19 protein-coding genes and 1 other RNA gene are annotated in these 22,322 nt (G+C 69.6%); 13 read left to right on the forward strand and 7 right to left on the reverse strand.

Annotated features, from left to right (window positions below; all coding sequences use genetic code 11):
• The first annotated feature begins 248 nt into the window (after positions 1 to 248).
• Positions 249 to 1,733 (forward strand): SPOR domain-containing protein, encoded by a 1,485-nt coding sequence (locus tag ASG40_RS08950; protein WP_055883853.1) that lies wholly within the window; start codon positions 249 to 251, stop codon positions 1,731 to 1,733.
• Positions 1,734 to 1,868: 135 nt separating this feature from the next.
• Here the strand turns inward: ASG40_RS08950 and ASG40_RS08955 are convergent, their stop codons facing one another.
• Together ASG40_RS08955 and ASG40_RS08960 are read right to left on the reverse strand one after the other, a co-directional pair.
• A complete protein-coding gene (locus ASG40_RS08955) occupies positions 1,869 to 2,579 on the reverse strand; it encodes a J domain-containing protein (RefSeq protein WP_055883858.1) in 711 nt (236 codons plus the stop codon).
• 165 nt (positions 2,580 to 2,744) lie between these two features.
• Positions 2,745 to 3,875, reverse strand: a complete 1,131-nt coding sequence (locus ASG40_RS08960) for a S1C family serine protease (RefSeq protein ID WP_055883861.1) — start codon at positions 3,873 to 3,875, stop codon at positions 2,745 to 2,747.
• A gap of 428 nt (positions 3,876 to 4,303) precedes the next feature.
• On the opposite strand from ASG40_RS08960, the gene ASG40_RS08965 reads away from it, so the two are divergent.
• Entirely contained in the window at positions 4,304 to 4,519 is a 216-nt protein-coding gene (locus ASG40_RS08965) for a hypothetical protein (RefSeq protein ID WP_055883866.1), read from the forward strand.
• A gap of 212 nt (positions 4,520 to 4,731) precedes the next feature.
• Here the strand turns inward: ASG40_RS08965 and ASG40_RS08970 are convergent, their stop codons facing one another.
• Positions 4,732 to 4,932: a hypothetical protein gene (locus tag ASG40_RS08970; protein ID WP_055883869.1), complete on the reverse strand. Its 201-nt coding sequence runs from the start codon at positions 4,930 to 4,932 to the stop codon at positions 4,732 to 4,734.
• A 370-nt stretch (positions 4,933 to 5,302) separates the two neighbouring features.
• On the opposite strand from ASG40_RS08970, the gene ASG40_RS08975 reads away from it, so the two are divergent.
• Positions 5,303 to 5,617, forward strand: coding sequence for a hypothetical protein (locus ASG40_RS08975; RefSeq protein WP_244480576.1), 315 nt, complete (start codon positions 5,303 to 5,305; stop codon positions 5,615 to 5,617).
• A gap of 59 nt (positions 5,618 to 5,676) precedes the next feature.
• A complete protein-coding gene (gene scpA / locus ASG40_RS08980) occupies positions 5,677 to 7,842 on the forward strand; it encodes a methylmalonyl-CoA mutase (RefSeq protein ID WP_055884680.1) in 2,166 nt (721 codons plus the stop codon).
• Between the two features lie 19 nt (positions 7,843 to 7,861).
• Here the strand turns inward: scpA and ASG40_RS08985 are convergent, their stop codons facing one another.
• Positions 7,862 to 9,400, reverse strand: coding sequence for a YifB family Mg chelatase-like AAA ATPase (locus tag ASG40_RS08985; protein ID WP_055883874.1), 1,539 nt, complete (start codon positions 9,398 to 9,400; stop codon positions 7,862 to 7,864).
• A gap of 161 nt (positions 9,401 to 9,561) precedes the next feature.
• Between ASG40_RS08985 and ASG40_RS08990 the strand changes: the two genes are divergently transcribed.
• The 5 genes from ASG40_RS08990 (at position 9,562) to ASG40_RS09005 (ending at position 14,344) form a co-directional block, all read left to right on the forward strand.
• A complete protein-coding gene (locus ASG40_RS08990; RefSeq protein ID WP_055883878.1) occupies positions 9,562 to 9,825 on the forward strand; it encodes a PepSY domain-containing protein in 264 nt (87 codons plus the stop codon).
• 55 nt (positions 9,826 to 9,880) lie between these two features.
• Positions 9,881 to 9,977, forward strand: an RNA gene (ffs, locus tag ASG40_RS20435) — signal recognition particle sRNA small type.
• Between the two features lie 73 nt (positions 9,978 to 10,050).
• Complete coding sequence (locus ASG40_RS08995) at positions 10,051 to 11,874, forward strand: DNA polymerase III subunit gamma/tau (RefSeq protein WP_055883880.1); 1,824 nt, start codon at positions 10,051 to 10,053, stop codon at positions 11,872 to 11,874.
• Positions 11,875 to 11,939: 65 nt separating this feature from the next.
• The gene (locus ASG40_RS09000) at positions 11,940 to 12,260 is read left to right on the forward strand and encodes a YbaB/EbfC family nucleoid-associated protein (RefSeq protein WP_055883883.1); all 321 of its coding nucleotides are present in this window, start codon (positions 11,940 to 11,942) and stop codon (positions 12,258 to 12,260) included.
• Positions 12,261 to 12,433: 173 nt separating this feature from the next.
• Positions 12,434 to 14,344, forward strand: a complete 1,911-nt coding sequence (locus tag ASG40_RS09005; RefSeq protein ID WP_082523985.1) for a CHASE3 domain-containing protein — start codon at positions 12,434 to 12,436, stop codon at positions 14,342 to 14,344.
• 26 nt (positions 14,345 to 14,370) lie between these two features.
• Here the strand turns inward: ASG40_RS09005 and ASG40_RS09010 are convergent, their stop codons facing one another.
• The gene (locus tag ASG40_RS09010) at positions 14,371 to 15,987 is read right to left on the reverse strand and encodes a phosphoenolpyruvate carboxykinase (protein ID WP_156387649.1); all 1,617 of its coding nucleotides are present in this window, start codon (positions 15,985 to 15,987) and stop codon (positions 14,371 to 14,373) included.
• A gap of 350 nt (positions 15,988 to 16,337) precedes the next feature.
• Here ASG40_RS09010 and recR point away from each other — a divergent pair, with 350 nt between their 5' ends.
• Positions 16,338 to 16,943, forward strand: a complete 606-nt coding sequence (gene recR, locus ASG40_RS09015) for a recombination mediator RecR (protein WP_055883886.1) — start codon at positions 16,338 to 16,340, stop codon at positions 16,941 to 16,943.
• Positions 16,944 to 17,089: 146 nt separating this feature from the next.
• On the opposite strand, the gene cpdR is transcribed toward recR, so the two are convergent.
• Positions 17,090 to 17,446 carry a cell cycle two-component system response regulator CpdR gene (cpdR, locus tag ASG40_RS09020; protein WP_055883891.1) on the reverse strand — a complete coding sequence of 119 codons (357 nt, stop codon included), beginning with the start codon at positions 17,444 to 17,446 and terminating at the stop codon, positions 17,090 to 17,092.
• 210 nt (positions 17,447 to 17,656) lie between these two features.
• Between cpdR and ASG40_RS09025 the strand changes: the two genes are divergently transcribed.
• On the forward strand, positions 17,657 to 18,562 hold the full coding sequence (locus ASG40_RS09025) for an N-formylglutamate amidohydrolase (RefSeq protein WP_055883896.1): 906 nt from the start codon (positions 17,657 to 17,659) through the stop codon (positions 18,560 to 18,562).
• A 380-nt stretch (positions 18,563 to 18,942) separates the two neighbouring features.
• On the opposite strand, the gene galU is transcribed toward ASG40_RS09025, so the two are convergent.
• Positions 18,943 to 19,809 (reverse strand): UTP--glucose-1-phosphate uridylyltransferase GalU, encoded by an 867-nt coding sequence (galU, locus tag ASG40_RS09030; RefSeq protein WP_055883899.1) that lies wholly within the window; start codon positions 19,807 to 19,809, stop codon positions 18,943 to 18,945.
• 226 nt (positions 19,810 to 20,035) lie between these two features.
• Between galU and galE the strand changes: the two genes are divergently transcribed.
• Positions 20,036 to 21,028, forward strand: coding sequence for a UDP-glucose 4-epimerase GalE (gene galE / locus ASG40_RS09035; RefSeq protein WP_055883902.1), 993 nt, complete (start codon positions 20,036 to 20,038; stop codon positions 21,026 to 21,028).
• 41 nt (positions 21,029 to 21,069) lie between these two features.
• Positions 21,070 to 22,245, forward strand: a complete 1,176-nt coding sequence (locus ASG40_RS09040) for a lytic murein transglycosylase (protein WP_055884687.1) — start codon at positions 21,070 to 21,072, stop codon at positions 22,243 to 22,245.
• Positions 22,246 to 22,322: the final 77 nt, after the last annotated feature.

A 22,322-nucleotide genomic window follows, 5' to 3' on the forward strand; every position in this document is an offset into this window, starting at 1 on the left:
CCGGCGATCCGGCAGGGGTCGCCCCGCGCACGATTTATGTGCACCGCACCATTTCCCGTCAAGGCTCATGCTGCGTCGCAATATGTGCGAGCAATTTGCGGGCGCTGCATTAACCCGCCCGTAACCGCATCCTCCTAGCCTGATTGACAGATGTTGCAGGGAGACGGCCGCAGGGCCGCGTCCCGCTCCAGTCGGTTTGCGTCGCCGGTCGGCCCCGTGCCGACAGGGCCCGAGGACAGTGTGTCGTGATGCGTAGCGTTCCCAACCGAACCCGGCCGTCGCGGACCCTTGCCGCCCTTCTGGCCGCCACCGCCATCGTCGCCGTGACGACCGATTCGGCCGAAGCTCGCCGCAGCCGGCATCACCGCCCTGCGGGCGGCTACAACCCGCCCTACGCCGCCATCGTGGTCGACGTGAAGACCGGGCGCACCCTGCACGCGGTCAACGAGGATGCGCTGCGGCATCCGGCGTCCATCACCAAGGTGATGACCCTCTACATGCTGTTCGAGCAGCTCGAGCGCGGTCGCTATACGCTCGAGTCGCCGCTCACCGTCTCGGCCTTCGCCGCGGCGCGCGCGCCGTCCAAGCTCGGCTTCCGTGCCGGCGGCACCATCGAGGTCGAGGACGCGATCAAGGCCATCGTCACCAAGTCCGCCAACGATGTCGCCTGCGCCATCGGCGAGAACATCGCCGGGTCCGAGAGCCGGTTCGGCGAGATGATGACCCGCAAGGCCCGCTCGCTGGGCATGACCCGGACGAACTTCGTCAACGCCTCCGGCCTGCCCGATTCCGACCAGATCACCACCGCCCGCGACCTCGCGATCCTGGCCCGCGCGATCCAGGACCGCTTCCCCCGCTACTACCGCTACTTCCAGACCCGCTCCTTCGCTTTCCACGGCCGCACCATCGGCAACCACAACCGGCTGCTCGGCACGGTGGAGGGGGTCGACGGCATCAAGACCGGATACACCCGCGATTCCGGCTTCAACCTGATGACCGCGGCCAAGCTCGACGACCGCCAGATCGTGGCGATCGTCCTCGGTGGCAAGTCGGGCGCGAGCCGCGACCGGATCATGGCCGACCTCGTGCGCCAGAGCCTGCCGCGCGCCTACGCCGGCAGCCGCCAGGCGCCGGCGATCGTCGAGGTCGCGGAACGCGCCCGCCCGGCGGTGGTGGCGGATGCCGCCGCCCGCACCCGCACCCAGTTCGCCTCCGCCGCCGACGACGAGGATGTCGACACCACGGCCTCGACCAACGCCGACGAGCCCCTCGACATCAGCCCCGGCCGCACGACCACCCCCGGAAGCGCCGCCCCGAAGGCGCGCCTGGGCGCCACCGCCAGCGCCCAGGCCTACGCCGCGATCCCGAGCCAGCCGGCCTTCCCCAATTCCGGGAAGGTGGAGGCCCGCCTCGCCTCCGTCGACGCGCCGGCCCGCGCCGAGGCGCGGTCCGACACGAAATCCGCCGCCCTGCCGCGCGTCACCCCCACCGCCTGGGTCATCCAGCTCGGTGCCATGGACGACGAGGACAAGGCGAAGTCCATGCTAAGCGCCGCCCGCTCGCGGGGCGGCGGAGCGCTCGCCAAGGCCTCCCCCTACACGGTGAAGGTCGAGCACGGCGGCGCCACGCTGTACCGGGCGCGGTTCTCGGGATTCTCCGAGCAGGATGCGGCGCAGGACGCCTGCAACACCCTGAAGCGCAACGGCTTCAACTGCTTCGCCACCCGTAGCTGAAGTCCAGGCGCGACCCCGCGCCTGCCTTCGCGCGATCTCGTCAGGCGCACGGACGCGAACGGCGCCCGTGCGTGCGCGATACGACCTGCCCGAACGATCCGTTCCGAATGTCCCCCTGGCAACGCGCGTGGAGTATCAGCGATGTCGGTTCGTCAGCCTGTCCCTGGCCGCATTGATGCGCGCCGCACCCTCGACGGTTCCGCCCTGGTCGGGGTGGAACCGCTTCATCAGCGTCCGGTGGGCGGTGCGGACCTCGTCCAGGGTCGCCCCGCGCTCAAGCCCCAGGATCTGATAGGCCTCCTCCTGCGTCATCGCCCCTGGGTCCGGCGGACGGCCCGGCCGCGGGTCGGAGTCGCGCTCAGCGTCTACACGCCAGCCGGCGTGCCGGCGGTCGAGATACGCCTCTAGCAGGTCGGCGCTGCGCGGATCGCGCCTGCGGCAGGCGGCCATCAGGGCGACGAGGGAATCCCGCGGCAGCGTCGAGAGGGTACGGCCGGCATCCGGCCCGGCCATCACGGTGCCGTCGACGATCGATCCGTCTGCGCCGATCACCGGGCGGACCACTCCGGCCGAGACCGTCGGGCGCCAGCGCCGGGTACGATCGAAGACCCTGCGGGCCCGCAGGGCCAGGGCCGGAGCGCCGTCGAGCGCCCAGGCCCCGCCGAGCCCGAACACCAGCGCCAGATCGAACCGTCCCTTGACGAGGAACAGGGCGGCCAGCGCCAGGGCGCCGAAGGCCGCGATCCGCGCGATCACCTTCGCGCGCAGCGCCGGTGCGAGGCGCAGGAGGCTCCCTCCCCACCACCACAGGCCGAGGAGGGAGAGGGCGCCGAAGAGCAGGGTCATCTGTGGAACGGAGGCATGGGCGGGAGATCGTCCTGATGGTCGTCTTGGCCAGGCGGTGGTCCGGCCGTTGTAGCATCCCTCACCCGGGATCGGTCCGCGACGCCGGTCAGGCGCGGACTGCCTGCGGAGGGTGACGCGGCCTCGGGCGTCGAGCGCCCGCGAACATCACAGGCGGGCCTGGGCGATGTCGGCGGTCGTCACCCGCACCCTGCGGGTGCGGCCGTCGCGCTCGATCACCAGGTCCACCGGCGCGTCCATTCCGGCGGCCTCGAGGGCGGCGGTGAGATCGGCGAGGCGGTTCACCGGCTTGCCGCCGGCGCCCACGATGACGTCGCCGATGTCGCCGGTCTGCATGTCGACGCCGCGCAGGCCGGCGGCGGCGGCCGGGGAGCCGGGGATCACGCGCACGATCACGACGCCGTCGATCCCGAGCCGGGCGGCCGTGGCCTCCTGCCCGGCGATGATGCCGATGCCGGGATTGCGGGTGCGCCCATTCTTGATGAGCTCGGGCACCACCCGGTTCACGACGTCGACGGGGATGGCAAAACCGATGCCTGCGCTGGCGCCGGAGGGCGAATAGATGGCGGTGTTGACGCCGATGAGCCGCCCGGCGGAATCCAGCAGCGGACCGCCCGAGTTGCCGGGGTTGATCGCCGCGTCGGTCTGGATCACGCCCGACAGCTCGCGGCCCTCGCCGGTGGGCAGGCGCCGCTGAAGCGCGCTGACCACGCCCGTGGTCAACGTGCTGTCGAGGCCGAAGGGGTTGCCGATGGCGAAGGTGGACTGGCCGACCTTGAGGTCCGCCGAGGTGCCGATGGCGAGCGCCGGCGGCATGGTGGTGGTCCGGCCGAGGCGAAGGACGGCCAGATCGTAGTTCGGTGCGGTGCCGACGACGCTCGCCGACACGACGTCTCCGGACGACAGCCGCACGGAGATCGAACCGCCGCGCTGCGTCGCCCCGGCCACCACGTGGTTGTTGGTGACGACGTGTCCCGCCGCGTCCCAGACGAAGCCGGTTCCGGTCTGCTGGCCGCTGCCCTGGCCGTCCTGAGGGTCGGGCTCCATCAGCGCGCGCCCCTGTGCCGCCGATTGCGCGAAGACGTGCACCACCGAGGGGCTGGCACGGGCGAACAGGTCGACCGTCGAGGTCTCGGCCGGGGCGAGGTCGCCACGCGCCAGGACGGCCCGGGGCCGGTCGGCCGAATAGAGGAAGCCGCTGACGTAGGGCTGCAGGACGTACAGCGCCAAAAGGCAGAGGGCGGCGGTCCAGGCGACCCGCACGAACCGGTCCGGCACGTCTCAACTCCTTCGGTCAGCGGGGCCCTGTGCCTTCGCGGCCACGCTTCGTTAACTGGTCGTTCACCGCGATTCCTTCAACCAGGGGAACATGGCCCGGTGAGGTGGCGCCGATCGACGACTGTGCGTCCACGCACCGTGTCACGGCGTCATCGGCGGTAACGAATTGGACACGGCTTCTGATCATTCTGCGATCAGACGAACAAGAGGAGCGGTCCGGGGCGACGGTTTCGAGCATCGTGGTGAATTCATGATGAGCGAAACCGGGGATGACGCGACGATCGTGGCCGAACGGCCCCAATTGATCGTGAAATCGCCTCACAGATGCTTCCATCATCCCCGACACATGCCTCGCGACGCCGGGGCTCACCCTTCAACGAACCCGGCGGGCCCGCAACGGCCAGCCCCCAACAAGGACCCTGAAGACCATGGAAACCGAAGCCCTCGAACGCCCGGCGGACCTGACGATCTGGCGCACCGCGCCGGCCGCCTCCCCCGTCGCGCAGCCGGCCCGCTTCGACACCCTGCGCGAGGCCATCGAAGCCGCCGCCGGCGCCCTCACCGACCCGGCCAAGCAGCCCTGGATCATTACGGAAGAGGGCGAGATCCTCTCCCCGAACTGGATCCGCACCTACCTCAACTGATCGACGGCTCCACCGCCGCCAGGCCGGTGCGCGCCGACCCGCGCGCCCGCACTACGATCGCCGCAGACCTCCCCCTCGATCGAGCCCCGCCAACCGCCCCTTGCGGGTTTGGCGCGTCGCTTCGGTCGGGGGCCGACCCGTGACCGGCGCGTCGCTTCGGTCGGGGGCCGACCCGTGACCGGCACGTCGCGCGAGAGGGTCCGTCCCTGCCATCAGGCAAGGATGTCGACCACCTTGCCCTGACCTGCAGGCAGCGCGGCCCTCTGCGTCTCGGCGCTCTCCTGGATCAGGCCCGCGATCGCCCTCTCGCTGTCGCCCTGCTGACGCAGGGCCGCTGTCTGGAAAGATACGCGCAGGGCCGAGGCCTTGTCGGCCATGATCGACGTGGCGAGGCCTGCAATGGAATCGCTCATGGGTCGGTCTCCTTCGGTTTCCGGAGACCACGGTACGGCTCAACCCCTTCAGGTTTGCTCAACGGGATCCGAAAAATTGCGACGGATCGAGGCCGCGCCCCCTCGCGGCCGTCCGGCGGACCGTCACGCGCCGCGGGTTCAGGTCGGCCCCGTTCTTCCCTAAGCTCCTCATGATCGATTCCGCTTCCGGGTTCGTGGAGGGCGCTGCCGTTTGCCGCATCAGGTCAGTCTCGGTGACGACGATACCGCCGTCCGGCGCATCCGGCGCGAACTCGCCCGCCTGGAGGCTCTGGCCCGTCGCAGGAGGATGCGCACCTGGATCGCACGGGTCGCGAGGGGGCTCGCCGGTGCCGGCGGGAGCTTCGCCCTCATGGTGAAGCTGAAGGTCGCCGGTTCGCTCGGCGGAAAACTCGTCTTGGCTGCCCTCGTCGGTCTCGGGGTGGCCTTGCCGATGGTGGTCCTCGGCGTTCTGGCGCTGGCCGTCCTGGTGCTGGCGATCGTCCAGTGCGATCCCGGCGGCGGCAGCGACTGCCCCGGCGATTGCGGCCGGCGCAATGCCCGGCGCGAGCGTCTGACGGGGCTGATCGACGAACGCGTACGTTGGCTCGCGTCCCGCGACGGCCCGGCACCGTGCCGCGCGCCGGATCGGGACCGGGCGCGAGCGCGCCGACGCCGATGGGAGTAGCCCGCAGGGCGGCCTTGCTTATAATGCCGCACAACCTGTCGCCGCACGAGCACCCGCCCATGACGTCCCGCATCCCCGACTTCGCGACCGTCCCCTACGCGGCCGACGCCATCCCGGCGCCGGCGCCGCCGACGGGCGAGCCGTGGATGACGCCCGAGGGCATTCCCGTGAAGGGCCACTACGGCCCGGCCGACCGCGAGGGCGTCACCTTCCTCAAGACCTATCCCGGCGTGGCGCCCTACCTGCGCGGGCCCTACCCGACGATGTACGTCACCCAGCCCTGGACCATCCGCCAGTACGCCGGCTTCTCCACGGCCGAGGATTCGAACGCTTTCTACCGCCGCAACCTGGCGGCCGGGCAAAAGGGCCTGTCGGTGGCCTTCGATCTCGCCACCCACCGCGGCTACGATTCCGATCATCCGCGCGTCTCGGGCGACGTCGGCATGGCCGGCGTGGCGATCGATTCGATCTACGACATGCGCACGCTGTTCTCGGGCATTCCGCTGGACGAGATGACCGTGTCGATGACGATGAACGGCGCGGTGCTGCCGATCCTCGCCCTCTACATCGTCGCGGCCGAGGAGCAGGGCGTGCCGCCCGAAAAGCTCGCCGGCACGATCCAGAACGACATCCTCAAGGAGTTCATGGTCCGCAACACCTACATCTATCCCCCGAAGGGGTCGATGCGGATCATCGGCGACATCTTCGCCTATACCTCGAAGAACATGCCGAAGTTCAATTCCATTTCCATCTCCGGCTATCACATGCAGGAGGCCGGGGCGACGCAGGACCTCGAGCTCGCCTACACGCTCGCCGATGGCGTCGAATACATCAAGGCGGGCCTGGGCGCCGGCCTGACCATCGACCAGTTCGCGCCGCGCCTATCGTTCTTCTGGGCGATCGGGATGAACTTCTTCATGGAGATCGCCAAGATGCGGGCCGCGCGCCTGATCTGGGCCGGCCTCGTCAAGGAGTTCGATCCGAAATCCGACAAGTCGCTGCCCTTGCGCACTCACAGCCAGACCTCGGGCTGGTCCCTGACCGCGCAGGACGTGTTCAACAACGTCACCCGCACCTGCATCGAGGCGATGGCGGCGACGCAAGGCGGCACCCAGTCCCTCCACACCAACGCGCTGGACGAGGCACTGGCTCTTCCCACCGACTTCTCGGCGCGTATCGCGCGCAACACCCAGCTCTTCCTGCAGCAGGAGAGCGGCACCACCCGCGTCGTCGACCCCTGGGGCGGCTCCTACTACGTCGAGAAGCTGACGCAGGACATCGTGGCCCGCGCCTGGGAGCACATCCGCGAGGTCAACGAACTCGGCGGCATGGCCAAGGCGATCGAGGCCGGCATCCCCAAGCTGCGCATCGAGGAAGCCGCCGCCCGCGCCCAGGCGCGGATCGATTCCGGCCGCCAGACCATCGTCGGCGTCAACAAGTTCAAGCCGGACGACGAGCGTGCCATCGACTTGCTGCGGGTCGACAACGGCAACGTCCGCACCCTCCAGATCGACAAGCTCAAGCGCCTGCGCGCCGAGCGCAACCAGGCCGACGTCGACGCGGCACTGGCGGCCCTCACGAAAGCCGCCACCGGCGAAGGCAACCTCTTGGAGCTCGCGGTGCAGGCCGGCCGCGCCAAGGCGACGGTGGGCGAGATTTCCGAGGCGCTGGAAAAGGCCTGGGGCCGGCACCGGGCCGAGATCCGCTCGATCTCGGGCGTCTACAAGCGGGAGGTGGGTGGCATGTCGCCGGTGGTCGAGACGGTGAGGAAGCTCGTGGAAGCCTTCGAGGAATCGGATGGGCGCCGCCCCCGCATCCTGGTGGCCAAGATGGGCCAGGACGGGCACGACCGCGGCCAGAAGGTGATCGCCTCGGCTTTCGCCGACCTCGGCTTCGACGTCGATATCGGGCCGCTGTTCGCCACCCCGGCCGAGGCGGCGCGCCAGGCGGTGGAGAACGACGTGCACATCGTCGGCGTGTCGTCGCTGGCCGCCGGCCACCTCACCCTGGTGCCGGAGCTCAAGGCCGCCCTCGACGAGGCCGGACGCGGCGACGTGATGATCGTCATCGGCGGCGTCATTCCACCCGGCGACTACCCGGCCCTGCATGCCGCCGGCGCCTCGGCGATCTTCCCGCCCGGAACGGTGATCGCGGATGCGGCAATCAAGCTGCTCGGCGAACTCAACGAGCGCCTCGGCTACGCTTCGCGGCAGGCGGCGGAATAGGCCACCGCCGCAGGAACGTTCAGGCGGCGGCGACGGCCCGTTCCGACCGGCCGCGGTAGGACAGCGCCTCCGCCAGGTGGAGGCGCCGCACCCTCGCCTCGCCGTCGAGGTCGGCCAGGGTGCGCGCCACCCGCAACACCCGGTGAAAGCCTCGCGCCGACAGGCGCATGGCCTCGGCCGCTTCGCGGATCAGCGTCGCCCCCTCGGCATCGGGGGCGGCGACCTCCTCGATCACCGTCGCCGGGCAGGTGGCGTTGGTCATCACGCCGGTGAGCCCGCGGGCGGCGAAGCGCTCCGTCTGGATGAGCCGGGCGGCGGCGACACGGGCGGCGCATTCGGCCGATCCCTCAGCGGGCGGCGGCAGGATCAGGTCGGCGGCGGTGACCGCGCCGACCTCGATGCGCAGGTCGATCCGGTCGAGGAGCGGCCCGGAGATGCGGGCTCCGTACTGGGCGACGCAACGGTCGTTGGGCCCGCGCCGGCAGGCGTAGCCGGGCTCGAGCGCCTGTCCGCAACGGCAAGGATTCATCGCGGCCACGAGCTGGAAGCGGGCGGGATAGGTCACGCGGTGGTTGGCCCGCGCGATCATGACCTCACCGGTCTCCATCGGCTGGCGCAGCGAATCGAGCACCTGGGGCGTGAACTCCGGCAACTCGTCGAGGAAGAGCACGCCGCCGTGGGCCAGCGAGGCCTCGCCGGGGCGCGCGTTGAGGCCGCCGCCGACCAGGGCGGCCATCGAGGCCGAATGATGCGGCTGCCGGAACGGGCGCCGGTTCGAGAGGGCACCGCCCTTCAACTCGCCCGCCACCGACTGGATCATCGAGACTTCGAGGAGTTCGCGGGGACTGAGCGGCGGCAGGATCGACGGCAGCCGGGCCGCGAGCATCGACTTGCCGGCCCCGGGCGGGCCGTTCATCAGGAAATTGTGGCCGCCGGCCGCGGCGATCTCCAGGGCGCGCTTGGCGCCCTCCTGGCCCTTGATGTCGCGCAGGTCCGGCAGGTTGGAGGGCGGCGCGGCCATGGCCGGCTCCGGCCGCGCCATCACCTGGCTGCCCTTGAAGTGGTTGGCGAGTTGTACGAGCGAGCGTGGCGCCAGCACGTCGATGTCCCCGCCCGCCCAGGCGGCCTCCGGTCCGGTCGCCGCCGGGCAGATCAGGCCGAGACCGCGGGCGCCAGCGGCCATGGCGGCGGGCAGCACCCCGGAGACGGCGGTGATGGTGCCGTCGAGGGCCAGTTCGCCCAGGACGCAATAGCCCGCGAGCGCATCGGCCGGCAGGGCGCCGATGGCGCCCATCACCGCCAATGCGATCGGCAGGTCGTAGTGCGAGCCCTCCTTGGGCAGGTCGGCCGGCGCGAGATTGACGGTGATGCGCTTGGCCGGCAGGGCCAGGCCCGAGGCGATGAGGGCCGAGCGCACCCGCTCGCGCGATTCCGCCACCGCCTTGTCGGCGAGACCCACCACCATGAAGGCGACGGCCCCGTTGGCGATCTGGACCTGCACGTCGACGGCGCGCGCCTCGATTCCCTCGAAGGCGACGGTAGCGACGCGCGTGACCATGGTTCCTCCGAGCCGGTGCCCTGGGTTCCAGCCTAAGGCGCAGCTCCGGCGGAGACAACTCCGGCGTGCATCGCGCCGGAAGCTGGCGTGGAACCCGGTTGGGGCGGCAATCGTTCGCAGGGCGTCACGAGACGACGTTTCGACCTCAAGGAGCTTTTTCCATGTCGATCAAGACCACCGGCCTTCTCGCCGCCGCCCTCGGCTTCGCCTTCACCGGCGCCGCCTTCGCTGACCGCGAGCCGACCCCCGAGGAACTGACCAAGATCGAAGCCGTCCTGAAGAAGGAAGGCTTCACCAAGTGGAAGAAGATCGAGGTCGAGGACGACGAGATCGAGATCGACGACGCCATCGACGCCAACGGCAAGCAGTTCGACATCGAGCTCGACCCCAAGACCTACGCCATCACCAAGCGCAAGGCCGAATAGCGCCACGCCGGACGGCGCGCTTGCGTTCGCGAAGCGCGCCCGCCATATAGCGCTCGGGAGGTTGGCGAGGGACGTTTCACTCGCCAACCGGGTCAGGTCCGGAAGGAAGCAGCCCTAACGAGACCGAGCGGGTCTTCGTCCAGCCTCCCACCTCGGCACCGTCCTGCGTCGGGCCTCCCCATCGGGGACGCGCAACCATCATCAAGGCGGCGTGATCAGGACGGCATGGACGCGACTTCCGGTCCTCAGAGCGACGCGCCGGGCCTTGCGGGCCTGGAACCGCCATCTGCCGCTGCGGCGCCCTACAGGGTGCTGGCGCGCAAGTACCGGCCCAAGGATTTCGACGACCTGATCGGCCAGGGCGCCATGGTGCGGACCCTGGCCAACGCCTTTTCCGCCAACCGTATCCCGCAGGCCTGGATGCTGACCGGCGTGCGCGGGGTCGGCAAGACCACCACCGCCCGCATCCTGGCCCGCGGCCTCAACTACGTCCGCGACGGCCATCCCGACACCGGCCCGACGATCCACATGCCGGAACTCGGTCGCCATTGTCAGGCGATCATGGAATCCCGGCACATGGACGTGCTGGAGATGGACGCCGCCTCCCACACCGGCGTCGACGACATCCGCGCCATCGTCGACGGCATCCGCTATTCGCCGGTGTCGGCCCGCTACAAGGTCTACATCGTCGACGAAGTGCACATGCTCTCGACGAACGCCTTCAATGCGTTCCTGAAGACGCTGGAAGAGCCGCCGCCCCACGCCAAGTTCGTCTTCGCGACCACCGAGATCCGGAAGGTCCCGGTGACGATCCTCTCGCGCTGCCAGCGGTTCGACCTGCGCCGGGTGGAGGCGGATGTGCTCTCCGCCCACCTCTCGAAGATCTGCGCCGCCGAGGGCGTCGAGGCCGAGGCCGAGGCGCTCGCTGCCATCACCAGGGCCGCGGAAGGCTCGGTGCGCGATGCGCTCTCGCTATTGGATCAGGCCATCGCCCATGGCGCCGGCCTCGTGGGCAGCGCCAGCGTGCGCGACATGCTGGGGCTGGCCGACCGCGGCCGCATCGTCGACCTGTTCGAGGCGGCGATGCGCGGCGACATCCCGGCCTGTTTTTCCGAACTGCGCTCGCAATACGAGTCCGGTGCCGATCCGGCGGTGGTGATGTCGGACCTGGCGGGCTTCACGCATCTGGTCACCCGCCTCAAGCTTGTCCCCGAGGCCGCCGCCGCCGATCCGACGCTGAGCGAGGCGGAACGCGTCCGCGGAGGCGATTTCGCCCGGCGCCTCTCGATCCGCGTCCTGTCGCGCACCTGGCAGATCCTGCTCAAGGCGATCCCAGAGGTCCAGGCCGCAGCCCGCCCCCTCGCAGCCGCCGAGATGGCGCTGGTGCGCCTCGCCTACGCCGCCGATCTTCCGACGCCCGACGAGGCCCTGCGCAGGCTCAAGGCCGACGCCCTCGACGCTGCTCCGGCACCACATCCGACAGCACCTGAGATGGCTCCCGGCAGGCCGCCGCTGGCTTTGGCGAGCGGCGGCGGACCACGCACCGCCCACGTCGCCATGGTCTCCACGCCCCGACCGGAAGCCGCTGCGGTGCCGGCGGTGGCGCGTGCGACCGCCCCCGAGGGGCCGCGCCTGACCCGGTTCGAGGACGTGATCGCCATGGCCGAGGCCCGGCGTGACATCGGCCTCAAGATGGCGCTCGAACGCTCGGTGCACCTCGTGCGGTTCGAGGAGGGCCATATCGAATTCCGCCTCGCCGATGGCGGGCGCCAGAGCATCGCCAACGACCTGGCCCGCGCCCTCGACACCTGGACCGGGCGGCGCTGGATCGTCGCCCTTTCCAAGGAGGCGGGCGAGGCCACGGTTGAGGCCCGGACCCGCGTGGCTCTCGAAGCCCGTCATCAGGACGCCGCCGCACACCCGCTGGTGCGCGAGGTACTGTCGCGCTTTCCCGGTGCCCAGATCGTCGACGTCCGCGACAAGGCCGTCGAAGCGCCCGTGGCGCCCGCTCCCTCTGGCGATGCCGAGACCGAGGGCGACGAGCCGTAGCGCGCGACATCGGCCCGACCTACATCCGCTCCACCGTCACCGTCACCAACGCCGGGATTCGAGACATGCGCGACCTCATGGGGATCATGAAGCAGGCTCAGGCCATGCAGGAGAAGATGGCATCGCTGCAGGAAGAGCTCGACCGTATCGAGGTCTCCGGCGCCTCCGGCGGCGGGGCGGTGCGTGTCACCATGACGGCCAAGGGCGCGGTCAAGGCCGTGGCTCTCGACCCGGATTTGATGAAGCCCGACGAGCGCGAGATCCTGGAGGATCTCCTCGTGGCTGCGCTCAACGACGGCCGCGCCAAGGCGGACGCGACCATGCAGGAGCGCATGGCCGAACTCACCCAGGGCCTGCCGATCCCGCCGGGGATGAAGCTGTTCTGAACGGCGTCGGCTCCCCGGCCCTTGCTCCGACGAGGCCGGGGCCGGCACCTGTGGATCCGATCACACGATCATTTGTAAAGTTTCGGAAGATCGACGTCCGTTGGCGTCGGCATGTTGCCGTCGCGACGTCCGGGTGAAACGGTGGCTCACCACAGCGCCACCTGACCCCTGTCATGACACACGACGATACGCTGCCCCCGGTCGAAGCGATCGGGGCGGTCCCCCACGAATCGAGGCTGCGTGGGGTCGCTCCGGTCGTGGCCATCCTCGGGTTGCTCGTCGCCGTCGTCGTCACCACCGCGGCCCTGGTGTCGGGGCAGGCCCGCAACTCCGCCGAGCTGCGACGGGTCATCGATCTGAGGCGTGATCTGACCGATGTGTTCTCCGGTCTCCAGGATGCCGAGACCGGGCAGCGCGGGTATCTCCTGACGGGCAACCCCGCCTACCTGACCCCCTACGAGCAGGCGATCGGCGGCATCGGCCGGCGCCTCGCGTCGATCTCGGGCGCCGTCGATGCACCGATGCGTCCGGACGTCGCGCGCCTCTCCGCGCTGGCGGACGCCAAGCTCGCAGAACTGAGGGAGTCGGTGGGGCTGTACGCCGACGGTCGGATCGGCGACGCCCTCGACCTGGTGCGGACCGACCGCGGCAAGGCGGTGATGGACGAGATCCGTTCCTCGAGCGATCGCCTGTATGCCGCCAACGACCAGATCGCCGTCGACCGGCAGAGGACTGCGGGTTCCGCCGCCGCCTGGCTACAAGCGACGGTGGCCGCCGCCATCGTCCTCGTCGTCCTGCTGGGCGCTTTCGTCCTGTCGGAGGCCCGGCGCCGGCAACGGAGCATGGCCCAGGCTCAGGCTGCCCTCGCGCAGGCCAACCGCGCCCTCGTTTCCACCGCCGCCAGGCGCGACGTGCTCGAAGAGCAGTTGCGGCAAGCGCAGAAGATGGAGGCGCTGGGGCAGCTCACCGGTGGCATGGCCCACGACTTCAACAACATGCTCGCCATCGTGATCGGCAACCTGTGCCTGATGCGGCGCCGGGTCGAAGGCGGTGAGATCCGGATCGAGCGCTACATCGATCACGCCCTGGAGGGGGCGGAACGGGCCGCGACCCTGACGCGCCGTCTCCTGGCCTTTGCCCGCCGCCAGCCGCTCCAACCCGAGCCGCTAGCCTGCAACCGCCTGATCGCGACCCTGGCCGAACTGGTGCGGGGCAGCCTCGGCGAGACCATCCACATCGAGACGGTGCTCGCCGGCGGCCTCTGGCAGACGATGGCAGATGCCAGCCAATTGGAGAGCGCGATCGTCAACCTCACGGTCAACGCCCGCGATGCCATGCCCGAGGGCGGGCGGCTGACCATCGAGACCGCCAACGCCCACCTCGACGAGGCCTATGCCCAAAGCCACACCGATGTGGCGCCCGGACAGTACGTCCTCATCGCGGTGACGGACGACGGCTCGGGCATGGACCCCGAGGTGGCGGACCGCGCCGTCGATCCGTTCTTCACGACCAAGGCGGTGGGGCGCGGGACCGGGCTCGGGCTCAGCCAGGTCTACGGCTTCGTCAAGCAATCGGGCGGGCACCTGAAGATCTACTCGGAGGCCGGCTACGGCACGACGGTGAAGATCTATCTGCCGCGGCTCGTCGGGCTCGACCGCGACGGTCCGGATCCGATGGCCAACGCCGCGGCGCCCCTGCCCGCGGGCTCGCCGCAGGAGATCATCCTGGTGGTGGAGGACGAGGACGATGTGCGGCGCGTCGCCGTCGAGGCCCTGCGCGACCTCAACTACACGGTGATCCACGCCGATTGCGCGGCCGGCGCCCTGACGTTGCTCGACAGCCATCCGACCGTGTCGCTGCTGTTCACCGACGTGGTCATGCCCGATCTCGACGGTCGCCGGTTGGCGGAAGCGGCCCGGCGCAAGCGTCCCGATCTGCGGGTCCTCTACACGTCGGGCTATTCGCGAAACGCCATCGTCCACAACGGCATCGTCGATGCGGACGTGCGGCTGCTGGGCAAGCCCTACACCCTCGAGCAACTGGCGACCAAGGTGCGGCAGGCCATCATGGACCGGGCGGCCTGATCGAAATCCAGCCGCCCACCGGCCGTTCAGGCCGCGATCACCCGCGGCACCGGCTCGGCCGCGCGGACGTCGGCGTCCACATGCGCCTCGAACCGCTTGAAGTTCTCCCGGAACATGCCGACGAGGCGGGTCGCGGTCTCGGCGAAGGCGGCCTTGTTGTTCCAGGTGTCCACAGGCGAGAGCACATGCGTCTCGACGCCCGACACGGCGGTCGGCACCGCGAACCCGAAATAGGGGTCCTTGCGGAACGGGACCTTGGCCAACGACCCGTCGAGGGCCGCGCTCAGCAGGCGCCGCGTCACGCGGATCGGCATGCGCCGGCCGGTGCCGACGCCGCCGCCCGTCCAGCCTGTGTTGACGAGCCAGCAGTCGACCTCGTGCCGGGCGATGAGGTCGCGCAGCAGGTTGCCGTAGGTGCTCGGGTGGCGCGGCATGAAGGGTGCGCCGAAGCAGGTGGAGAAGGTCGCCTCCGGCGCGGTCAGGCCGCGCTCGGTGCCCGCTACCTTGGCGGTGTAGCCAGACAGAAAGTGGTACATCGCCTCGGCCCCGGTGAGCCTGGCGATGGGCGGCATCACCCCGAAGGCGTCGCAGGTCAGCATGACGATGTTCTTGGGGTGCCCCGCCCGCCCGGTGGCGCTGGCATTGGCGATGAAGTCGAGCGGGTAGGCGCAGCGCGTGTTCTCGGTGAGCGAGGCGTCGTCGAAGTCCGGTACCCGGGTCTCGGGATCGATCACCACGTTCTCCATCACCGTCCCGAACCGCTCGGTGGTGGCGTAGATCTCGGGCTCGGCGTTGCGCGAGAGGCGGATGGTCTTGGCGTAGCAGCCGCCCTCGAAATTGAAGATCCCGTCCCCGGCCCAGCCGTGCTCGTCGTCGCCCAGGAGCTGGCGCGAGGAATCGTTGGAGAGGGTGGTCTTGCCGGTGCCCGACAGGCCGAAGAACAGGGCTGAATCGCCGGTCGCGTCGAGGCCGGCGTTGGCCGAGCAATGCATCGGCATCACCCCGGCCTCGGGCAGCACGTAGTTGAGGTAGGTGAAGACCGATTTCTTCATCTCGCCGGCATAGGCGCTGCCGCCGATGAGGACGATCCGGCGCGTGAGATCCATGGCGATCACCGTCTTCGACCGGCAGCCGTGGCGGTGCGGCTGGGCCTCGAAGCTCGGCAGGTCGATGATGGTGAGGTCGGGCACGAAGGAGGCCAGCGCGTCCCGCTCGGGCCGGATCAGCAGGTTGCGAATGAACAGGGAGTGCCAGGCGAGTTCGGTGAACACCCGGGCCTGGACCCGGTGGGCCGGGTCGGCGCCGCCGTAGAGATCCTGCGCGAAGAGTTCGCGACCCTCGGCGTGGGCCAGGAAGTCGGACAGCAGCGTGTCGAACTGCTCGGGCGTGATGGCGCCGTTGTTCTCCCACCAGACCTCGTTTTCGGTGCCGGCGTCACGCACCACGAACTTGTCCTTGGGCGAGCGGCCTGTATGGCTGCCGGTGGTGGCCACGAGGGCGCCTCCACGAGCGAGCTTGGACTCGCCGCGGGCAAGGGATTCCTCGTAGAGCCGCGGTGCCTCCAGGTTCCAGTGCACGGCCTTCAGGTTGCGCAGGCCGATCGCCTCGGCCCCGTGGTCCCTGTTGAAGGGGCCCGCGTCGATGTCACCGATGTCGTTCACGTGTCTCTCCTCGAGCCCCTGATCGCGCCGCTGTCCGGAGGGTCGTGGCACCGCCGTGGCGCCGCGATCCGTATCGACGATGCGTCCGCGCGGTCGGTCAGGTCCGCCGCGCGCAGGTTCACCGCGTCGTCGCTTGGTCCTGTCTGGCATAAACCGCAAAGAAGGGTCGTCAACCGATCCGGGAGGAGGACGGGAGACGTCTGCCGAGGATTGTCAGCCGCCCGGTTCAACGCCGATCGATCGCCCTCGGGATGCCGAACGAAGCGGCAGACCGCCGCCGGATGCCCTATGTCGAGGGCTGCGGCCCTTCATCATCCCAACACGGAAGTCCCATGCGCCAAGCCGTCGCCGGTCCCGAGATCGAGCGCCTCATCCAACTCCTCGCACGGCTACCGGGACTCGGCCCCCGTTCGGCGAGGCGCGCCGCGCTGACGTTGATCAAGAAGCGGGACACGTTGCTCGGGCCGCTGTCCGAGGCCATGCGCGTGGCCGTCGAGCGCATCGTCGTGTGCGGCAACTGCGGCAACGTCGATACCTGCGATCCCTGCACCGTCTGCGCGGACGCGAACCGCGACCCCGCGACCCTGGTGGTGGTGGAGGACGTCTCGGATCTATGGGCGCTGGAGCGGTCGGGGGCGGTGAGCGCACGCTACCACGTACTCGGCGGCGTGCTGTCCGCGCTCGACGGGGTGCGGCCCGAGCACCTCAACCTTCAGAGTCTGGTGGAGCGGGCGAGCGATCCGGCGGTGAAGGAGATCATCCTGGCCCTGAACGCCACCGTCGACGGCCAGACCACCGCTCATTACGTCACCCAGTCGCTGTCCCATCTCGGCTTGACGACGACGCGGCTCGCCCATGGCGTCCCCGTGGGGGGAGAACTCGATTATCTCGACGAGGGGACGCTCTCGGCCGCCATCCGCAGCCGCACTGCCTTCTAACGGCGCCGGTACTGGCGGCGAAGCCGGAAGCGACGTGGACGGGAGCGCCTGGCCATGATCCGGAGGGTCGAACGAAGTCGCCCGCGTCAGGCCCGATGTCGGCGAAAGCCGTCATCGGGCGCTTCTCGCGAACGGGGCGTGCCGCGTCAGGCGGCGAGCAGCTTCTCGACCTCGTTGACCAAGTCGCGCAGGTGGAACGGCTTCGAGAGGACTTTGGCGTCCTTGGGAGCCTTCGAATCCGGATTGAGAGCCACCGCGGCAAAACCGGTGATGAACATCACCTTGATGTCGGGGTCGAGCTCGGTGGCGCGACGCGCCAGTTCGATCCCGTCCATCTCCGGCATCACGATGTCGGTCAGAAGCAGCTCGAACGGTTCTTCGCGCAGACGGTTGTAGGCCGACAGGCCGTTGTCGAAGGACAGCACCTCGTAGCCGGCGTTCTGCAACGCCTTGGCGAGAAAGCGGCGCATGTCGTTGTCGTCTTCCGCCAGAAGAATCTTCATTGCGCGGCGTCCCATACCCTTCGAATCGGTGTGTTCCTCCCATAAAGCGTCGACTTGGTAAACAAGGTGTTGAGATCCGCGCCACGGCCGGTGCGACGGGGCACATCCTGAGACGGCGCGGGCCCTGCATCTCGCACGCGACGATCTTGAGTGGACAGTGACGGTGGGAGCCAGCAAAGTGAGGGCGTGCGTTCTCCCGTCGACAGCGCGATGACCGAGCCCTTTTCGAACCAGACCCCGTCCGCGATCGCCTTCGACCCGCCCTTCGTCGTGGACGAGCCGGGGACGCATACCCTCCCGTTCGTCTTCAACACGCCCCACTCCGGCTCGGTCTATCCCCGTCCGTTCCTGACCGCCTCGCGCCTCGACGCGCTGGCGCTTCGCCGCTCCGAGGACGCGCATGTGGACCGCCTGTTCGCACCGGTGGTCGATCTCGGCGCGCCGCTGATGCGCGCGCACTTCCCGCGGGCCTATCTCGACGTGAACCGCGAGCCCTACGAGCTCGACCCGCGCATGTTCGAGGGCCGGCTGCCGCCGTTCGCCAACACCCGGTCGATGCGGGTAGCCGGCGGGCTCGGGACCGTGCCGCGGGTCGTCGCGGACGGGCAGGAGATCTACCGCGGGCGCCTGCCCGTGGAGGAGGCGATCGCCCGCATCGAAGGCCTCTACAAGCCCTATCACCGCACCCTGCGCGGCCTGATCCAGCGCACCGCGCGGCAGTTCGGCCATGCCATCCTGATCGATTGCCACTCGATGCCCTCGTCGAGCCTCGGGCGGGAGGAGGCCGGCCGGGCCGACATCGTGCTGGGCGACCGCTTCGGCACGAGTTGCTCGCCCCTGCTCACGGGGCTGGTGGAGCACCACCTGCGCGCCTGCGGCTTCAAGGTCCTTCGCAACAAGCCCTATGCCGGCGGTTTCATCACCGAGCACTACGGCGAGCCCGGCATCGGCCGTCATGCCCTCCAGATCGAGATCAACCGGGGCCTCTACATGAACGAGGCGTCGCTGGCGGTGACCGGCCGGTTCTCCGACCTCGTCTGGCAACTGCGGGGCATGGTCGTCGCGGTGGCCGCCGAGATCACGGACCTCGCGCCTCGCCGCATCGCCGCCGAATAGGGCCGCGTCCCGGCGGGACGAGAGCCGAGCGCCTCGCGCGCGCCCGGAGCAGGACATCGCCTCGACAAGGCGTGCGCCCAACAAAAAAGGCCGCTCCGAAGAGCGGCCCGAAGTCTAGGGAGGAAACGCCCAAGAAGGGCTGCCAGACCGCGACGCCATCGCGATCTCGCAATGCAATAATTAATTTGCGTCGCACAAAACACAAGAGCCGTTTCGCACATTCCGGCTGCGCTGTGCGCATGCCCCCGCCGCGTTAAGCGCAGCGATCCCCATCGAGGTCGAGCGGGACGATGTCGGTCGTTCGGCTCGTGCCTGCCCGGCCCCCATCGGGGTGCCGGTCATGGCAGCGAGTCCGGCACTCCTCTCGCACAGGGACGCACTCAGTCTTCGCGCAGAAGCCGCGCGATCTCGGCCTTGAGCGGGCCGGCGAGATCCTGTCGCTCGAGGGCGTAGGCGATGTTGGCGGCGAGAAAGCCGATCTTGGAGCCGGTGTCGTAGGTCCGCCCCTCGTAATGCATGCCGTAGAAACTCTGCTGCTGGGACAGGGCGATCATGGCGTCGGTGAGCTGGATCTCGCCACCGGCCCCCTTCTCGCCACGCTCCAGGATCGAGAAGATCTCGGGCTGGAGGATGTAGCGGCCGGAAATGATGAAGTTCGAGGGCGCGGTGCCGGCCTTGGGCTTCTCGACCATGCCGTTGATCTCGAAGGTCTGGCCGAAGGTCTCCCCGACGCCGACGATGCCGTATTGATGCGTTTCCTCGGGGGCGACCTCCTCGACGGCGATCACGTTGCCGCCGTGGCGCTCGTAGGCGGCGAGCATCTGGCCCATGCAGCCGCGGCTGAGCATGTCGGGGAGGAGAACGGCGAAGGGCTCGTCGCCGACGATCTCGCGGGCGCACCAGACGGCGTGGCCGAGGCCGAGCGGCGCCTGCTGGCGGGTGAAGCTGACCTGGCCGGCCTTGGGCAGGTCGCGCTTCAAATCCTCGTAGGCCGCCTGTTTGCCGCGCTCGCGCAGCATCTGGTCGAGTTCGAAGGCGATGTCGAAATGATCCTCGATCACCGCCTTGTTGCGGCCCGTCACGAATATGAAGTGCTCGATGCCCGCTTCGCGCGCCTCGTCGACCACGTGCTGGACGACCGGCCGGTCGACCACCGTCAGCATCTCCTTGGGGACGGCCTTCGTCGCAGGAAGAAAGCGGGTGCCGAGGCCCGCGACAGGAAGGACGGCCTTGCGAATCGGTTTCATCGAGCGGAACCCGGTGCGGAGAGGTGGAAAGGCGGACGGTGGACGTGTCGTCTCGGATGGACCAGCCCTGCCTGCCATCACGATCCCTCATGCGGCATAAACGATGTGGTGCATTTTCGATATAACGTCCGCTTGTCCGGCAGGATAAGTCGCCTGCCCTTTCCCGGGTTCGTCGCGGAGGGCTCGCTCCGGGCGGTCACGCGGCGATATCGAAAGGCAGTTCCACATGGCGGTTCTGGTGACGGGGGGCGCCGGCTACATCGGCAGCCACATGGTCCTCGCGCTGATCGACGCGGGCCATGACGACATCGTCGTCCTCGACGACCTTTCCACCGGGTTCGACTGGGCGCTACCGCCGGAAGTGCGGCTGGTGGTGGGCGATGTGGCCGACCAGGCCCTGGTCGCCGACGTGATCCGCCGCCACGGCGTCGACGCGGTGGCGCATTTCGCGGCACGGATCGTGGTGCCGGATTCGGTCGCCGACCCGCTCGGCTACTACCTCGCCAACACCGTCAAGACCCGCGCCCTCATCGAGACCGCGGTCGCGCAGGGCGTGAAACACGTCATTTTCTCCTCCACCGCCGCGGTCTACGGCGAGCCGGAGACGGTGCCGGTGCCCGAAGACCTCGGTCCCTCGCCGATCAATCCCTACGGTCGCTCCAAGCTGATGAGCGAATGGATGATCGCAGACGCGGCCAAGGCGCATGGCTTCAGCTACGTCATCCTGCGCTACTTCAACGTCGCGGGCGCCGACCCGCGCGGACGCACCGGACAGTCGACGCCCAACGCCACCCACCTCATCAAGGTCGCGACGCAGGCCGCCCTCGGGCAGCGTTCGCACCTCGAGGTGTTCGGCACCGATTATCCGACCCCGGACGGATCGTGCCTGCGCGACTACATCCAGGTGTCGGACCTGGCGGAGGCCCATCGCCTCGCCCTCGACCACCTGAGGGCCGGCGGCGAGAGCCTGACGCTCAATTGCGGCTACGGGCGCGGCTATTCGGTGCTGGAGGTGATCGACGTGGTCAGGCGCGTCTCGGGCGTCGACTTCCCCGTGCGCCTGTCGCCGCGACGGGCCGGCGATCCCGCCTGCATCGTCGCCGGGGCGGACCGGATCCGCGACCGGCTCGGCTGGAGGCCGCGCCACGACGATCTCACGGGCATCGTCACCCAGGCACTGGCCTGGGAGGACGCCCTGACCAGGCGTAACCGGACGTGATCGGCCCGTCCGCCCCGATCCTGGCGATCGCGCTCGCCGTCATGGCGGCGGGTCGCGTCGAGGCGGCCCCCGCGTCCCCCGCGGAGTCGGTGCAGGCCGGGGCCCTGGCGTTCCGCGCTTTCCTCGATACCCTGAGGCCGGACGCCCGCAGCCGCGGCATCTCCGATGCGACCTTCGACAGGGCCTTCGCCGACGTGCGCGAACCCGACCCGTCCGTCCTCGCGCGGACGAAGGCGCAGGGCGAGTTCGGACGCCCGGTGTGGGACTATCTCGTGGGCGCCGTCTCGCCCGGTCGGATCGCGCGTGGGCGCGCCGAGGCGGCGCGGCTCGACGCCGCGCTGGCGCGCATCGAAGCCGACTCGGGCGTGCCGCGCTGGGTGATCCTGGCGATCTGGGGCGTCGAATCGGATTTCGGCGCCAGCGGCGGGACGCTGCCGGTGGTCCGCTCCCTCGCGACCCTGGCGCAGGCGAAGCACCGTGGCACCCTGTTTCGAGACGAACTGCTGGCGGCGCTGGCCATCCTCGAACAGGGCGACATCACCCCCCAAGCCATGAAAGGCTCCTGGGCGGGCGCCATGGGACAGGTGCAGTTCCTGCCCTCGAACTACCTCAAGCACGCCGTCGACTTCGACGGCGACGGCAGGCGCGACATCTGGACGTCGCCCGCCGATGCGCTGGCCTCGATCGCCGCCTTCCTGCGCAGCCTCGGCTGGAACCCCGCCCTCTCCTGGGGCTACGCCGTCACGCTGCCGCCCGGGTACGATCTCGCGCGATATCGCGGCGACCTGGCGGATTTCGGCGCCCGCGGCGTCCGGCGCGTCGACGGCCGCGACCTGCCGCGCAGCGGCGAGGCCAGCCTGTTCCTGCCCGGCGGTGCGGGGGGGCCGGTCTTCCTCGTCACCGGCAATTTCGAGGTCATCCGCGGCTACAACACCTCCGATTCCTACGCCCTCGCCATCGGTCATCTCGCCGACCGGCTGGCTGGCGGACCTGCCCTGTCGGCGCCCTGGCCGAATGCGGCGACCCGTCTCGACAAGACGGGCCTTCAGGCGCTGCAGGAGGCGCTCGCCGCGAAGGGTTTCTACGATGGCAATGCCGACGGCCGGGCCGGGCCGAAGCTGCGCGAGGCGGTGCGGCGCTATCAGATCAGCGCCGGCCTCGTCGCCGACGGCTACGCGAGCGCGAGCCTGCTGGCGCACCTGAAGGCAGCCCACTGACACACGAGGGATTCGCCGCCCCGCCGGATGCCGCCTATACTGCCGCCCTGACGAAGTCGGGCCGCGTCCACGGACCC

It is taken from the genome of Methylobacterium sp. Leaf399, from assembly GCF_001424525.1.
Taxonomy (GTDB): Bacteria; Pseudomonadota; Alphaproteobacteria; order Rhizobiales; family Beijerinckiaceae; genus Methylobacterium.

Bases quoted from the DNA above. Each gene is read 5' to 3' on its own strand.
- ASG40_RS09025 (WP_055883896.1), top strand. From the start codon at position 17,657: ATGACCGAGCCCTTTTCGAACCAGACCCCGTCCGCGATCGCCTTCGAC.
- ASG40_RS09000 (WP_055883883.1), top strand. From the start codon at position 11,940: ATGCGCGACCTCATGGGGATCATGAAGCAGGCTCAGGCCATGCAGGAG.
- scpA (WP_055884680.1), top strand. From the start codon at position 5,677: ATGACGTCCCGCATCCCCGACTTCGCGACCGTCCCCTACGCGGCCGAC.
- ASG40_RS08955 (WP_055883858.1), bottom strand. From the start codon at position 2,579: ATGACCCTGCTCTTCGGCGCCCTCTCCCTCCTCGGCCTGTGGTGGTGG.
- ASG40_RS08995 (WP_055883880.1), top strand. From the start codon at position 10,051: ATGGACGCGACTTCCGGTCCTCAGAGCGACGCGCCGGGCCTTGCGGGC.
- ASG40_RS08965 (WP_055883866.1), top strand. From the start codon at position 4,304: ATGGAAACCGAAGCCCTCGAACGCCCGGCGGACCTGACGATCTGGCGC.
- ASG40_RS08975 (WP_244480576.1), top strand. From the start codon at position 5,303: ATGGTGAAGCTGAAGGTCGCCGGTTCGCTCGGCGGAAAACTCGTCTTG.
- ASG40_RS09040 (WP_055884687.1), top strand. From the start codon at position 21,070: ATGGCGGCGGGTCGCGTCGAGGCGGCCCCCGCGTCCCCCGCGGAGTCG.
- galE (WP_055883902.1), top strand. From the start codon at position 20,036: ATGGCGGTTCTGGTGACGGGGGGCGCCGGCTACATCGGCAGCCACATG.
- ASG40_RS08990 (WP_055883878.1), top strand. From the start codon at position 9,562: ATGTCGATCAAGACCACCGGCCTTCTCGCCGCCGCCCTCGGCTTCGCC.
- cpdR (WP_055883891.1), bottom strand. From the start codon at position 17,446: ATGAAGATTCTTCTGGCGGAAGACGACAACGACATGCGCCGCTTTCTC.
- galU (WP_055883899.1), bottom strand. From the start codon at position 19,809: ATGAAACCGATTCGCAAGGCCGTCCTTCCTGTCGCGGGCCTCGGCACC.
- ASG40_RS08950 (WP_055883853.1), top strand. From the start codon at position 249: ATGCGTAGCGTTCCCAACCGAACCCGGCCGTCGCGGACCCTTGCCGCC.
- ASG40_RS08970 (WP_055883869.1), bottom strand. From the start codon at position 4,932: ATGAGCGATTCCATTGCAGGCCTCGCCACGTCGATCATGGCCGACAAG.
- recR (WP_055883886.1), top strand. From the start codon at position 16,338: ATGCGCCAAGCCGTCGCCGGTCCCGAGATCGAGCGCCTCATCCAACTC.
- ASG40_RS08985 (WP_055883874.1), bottom strand. From the start codon at position 9,400: ATGGTCACGCGCGTCGCTACCGTCGCCTTCGAGGGAATCGAGGCGCGC.
- ASG40_RS09005 (WP_082523985.1), top strand. From the start codon at position 12,434: ATGACACACGACGATACGCTGCCCCCGGTCGAAGCGATCGGGGCGGTC.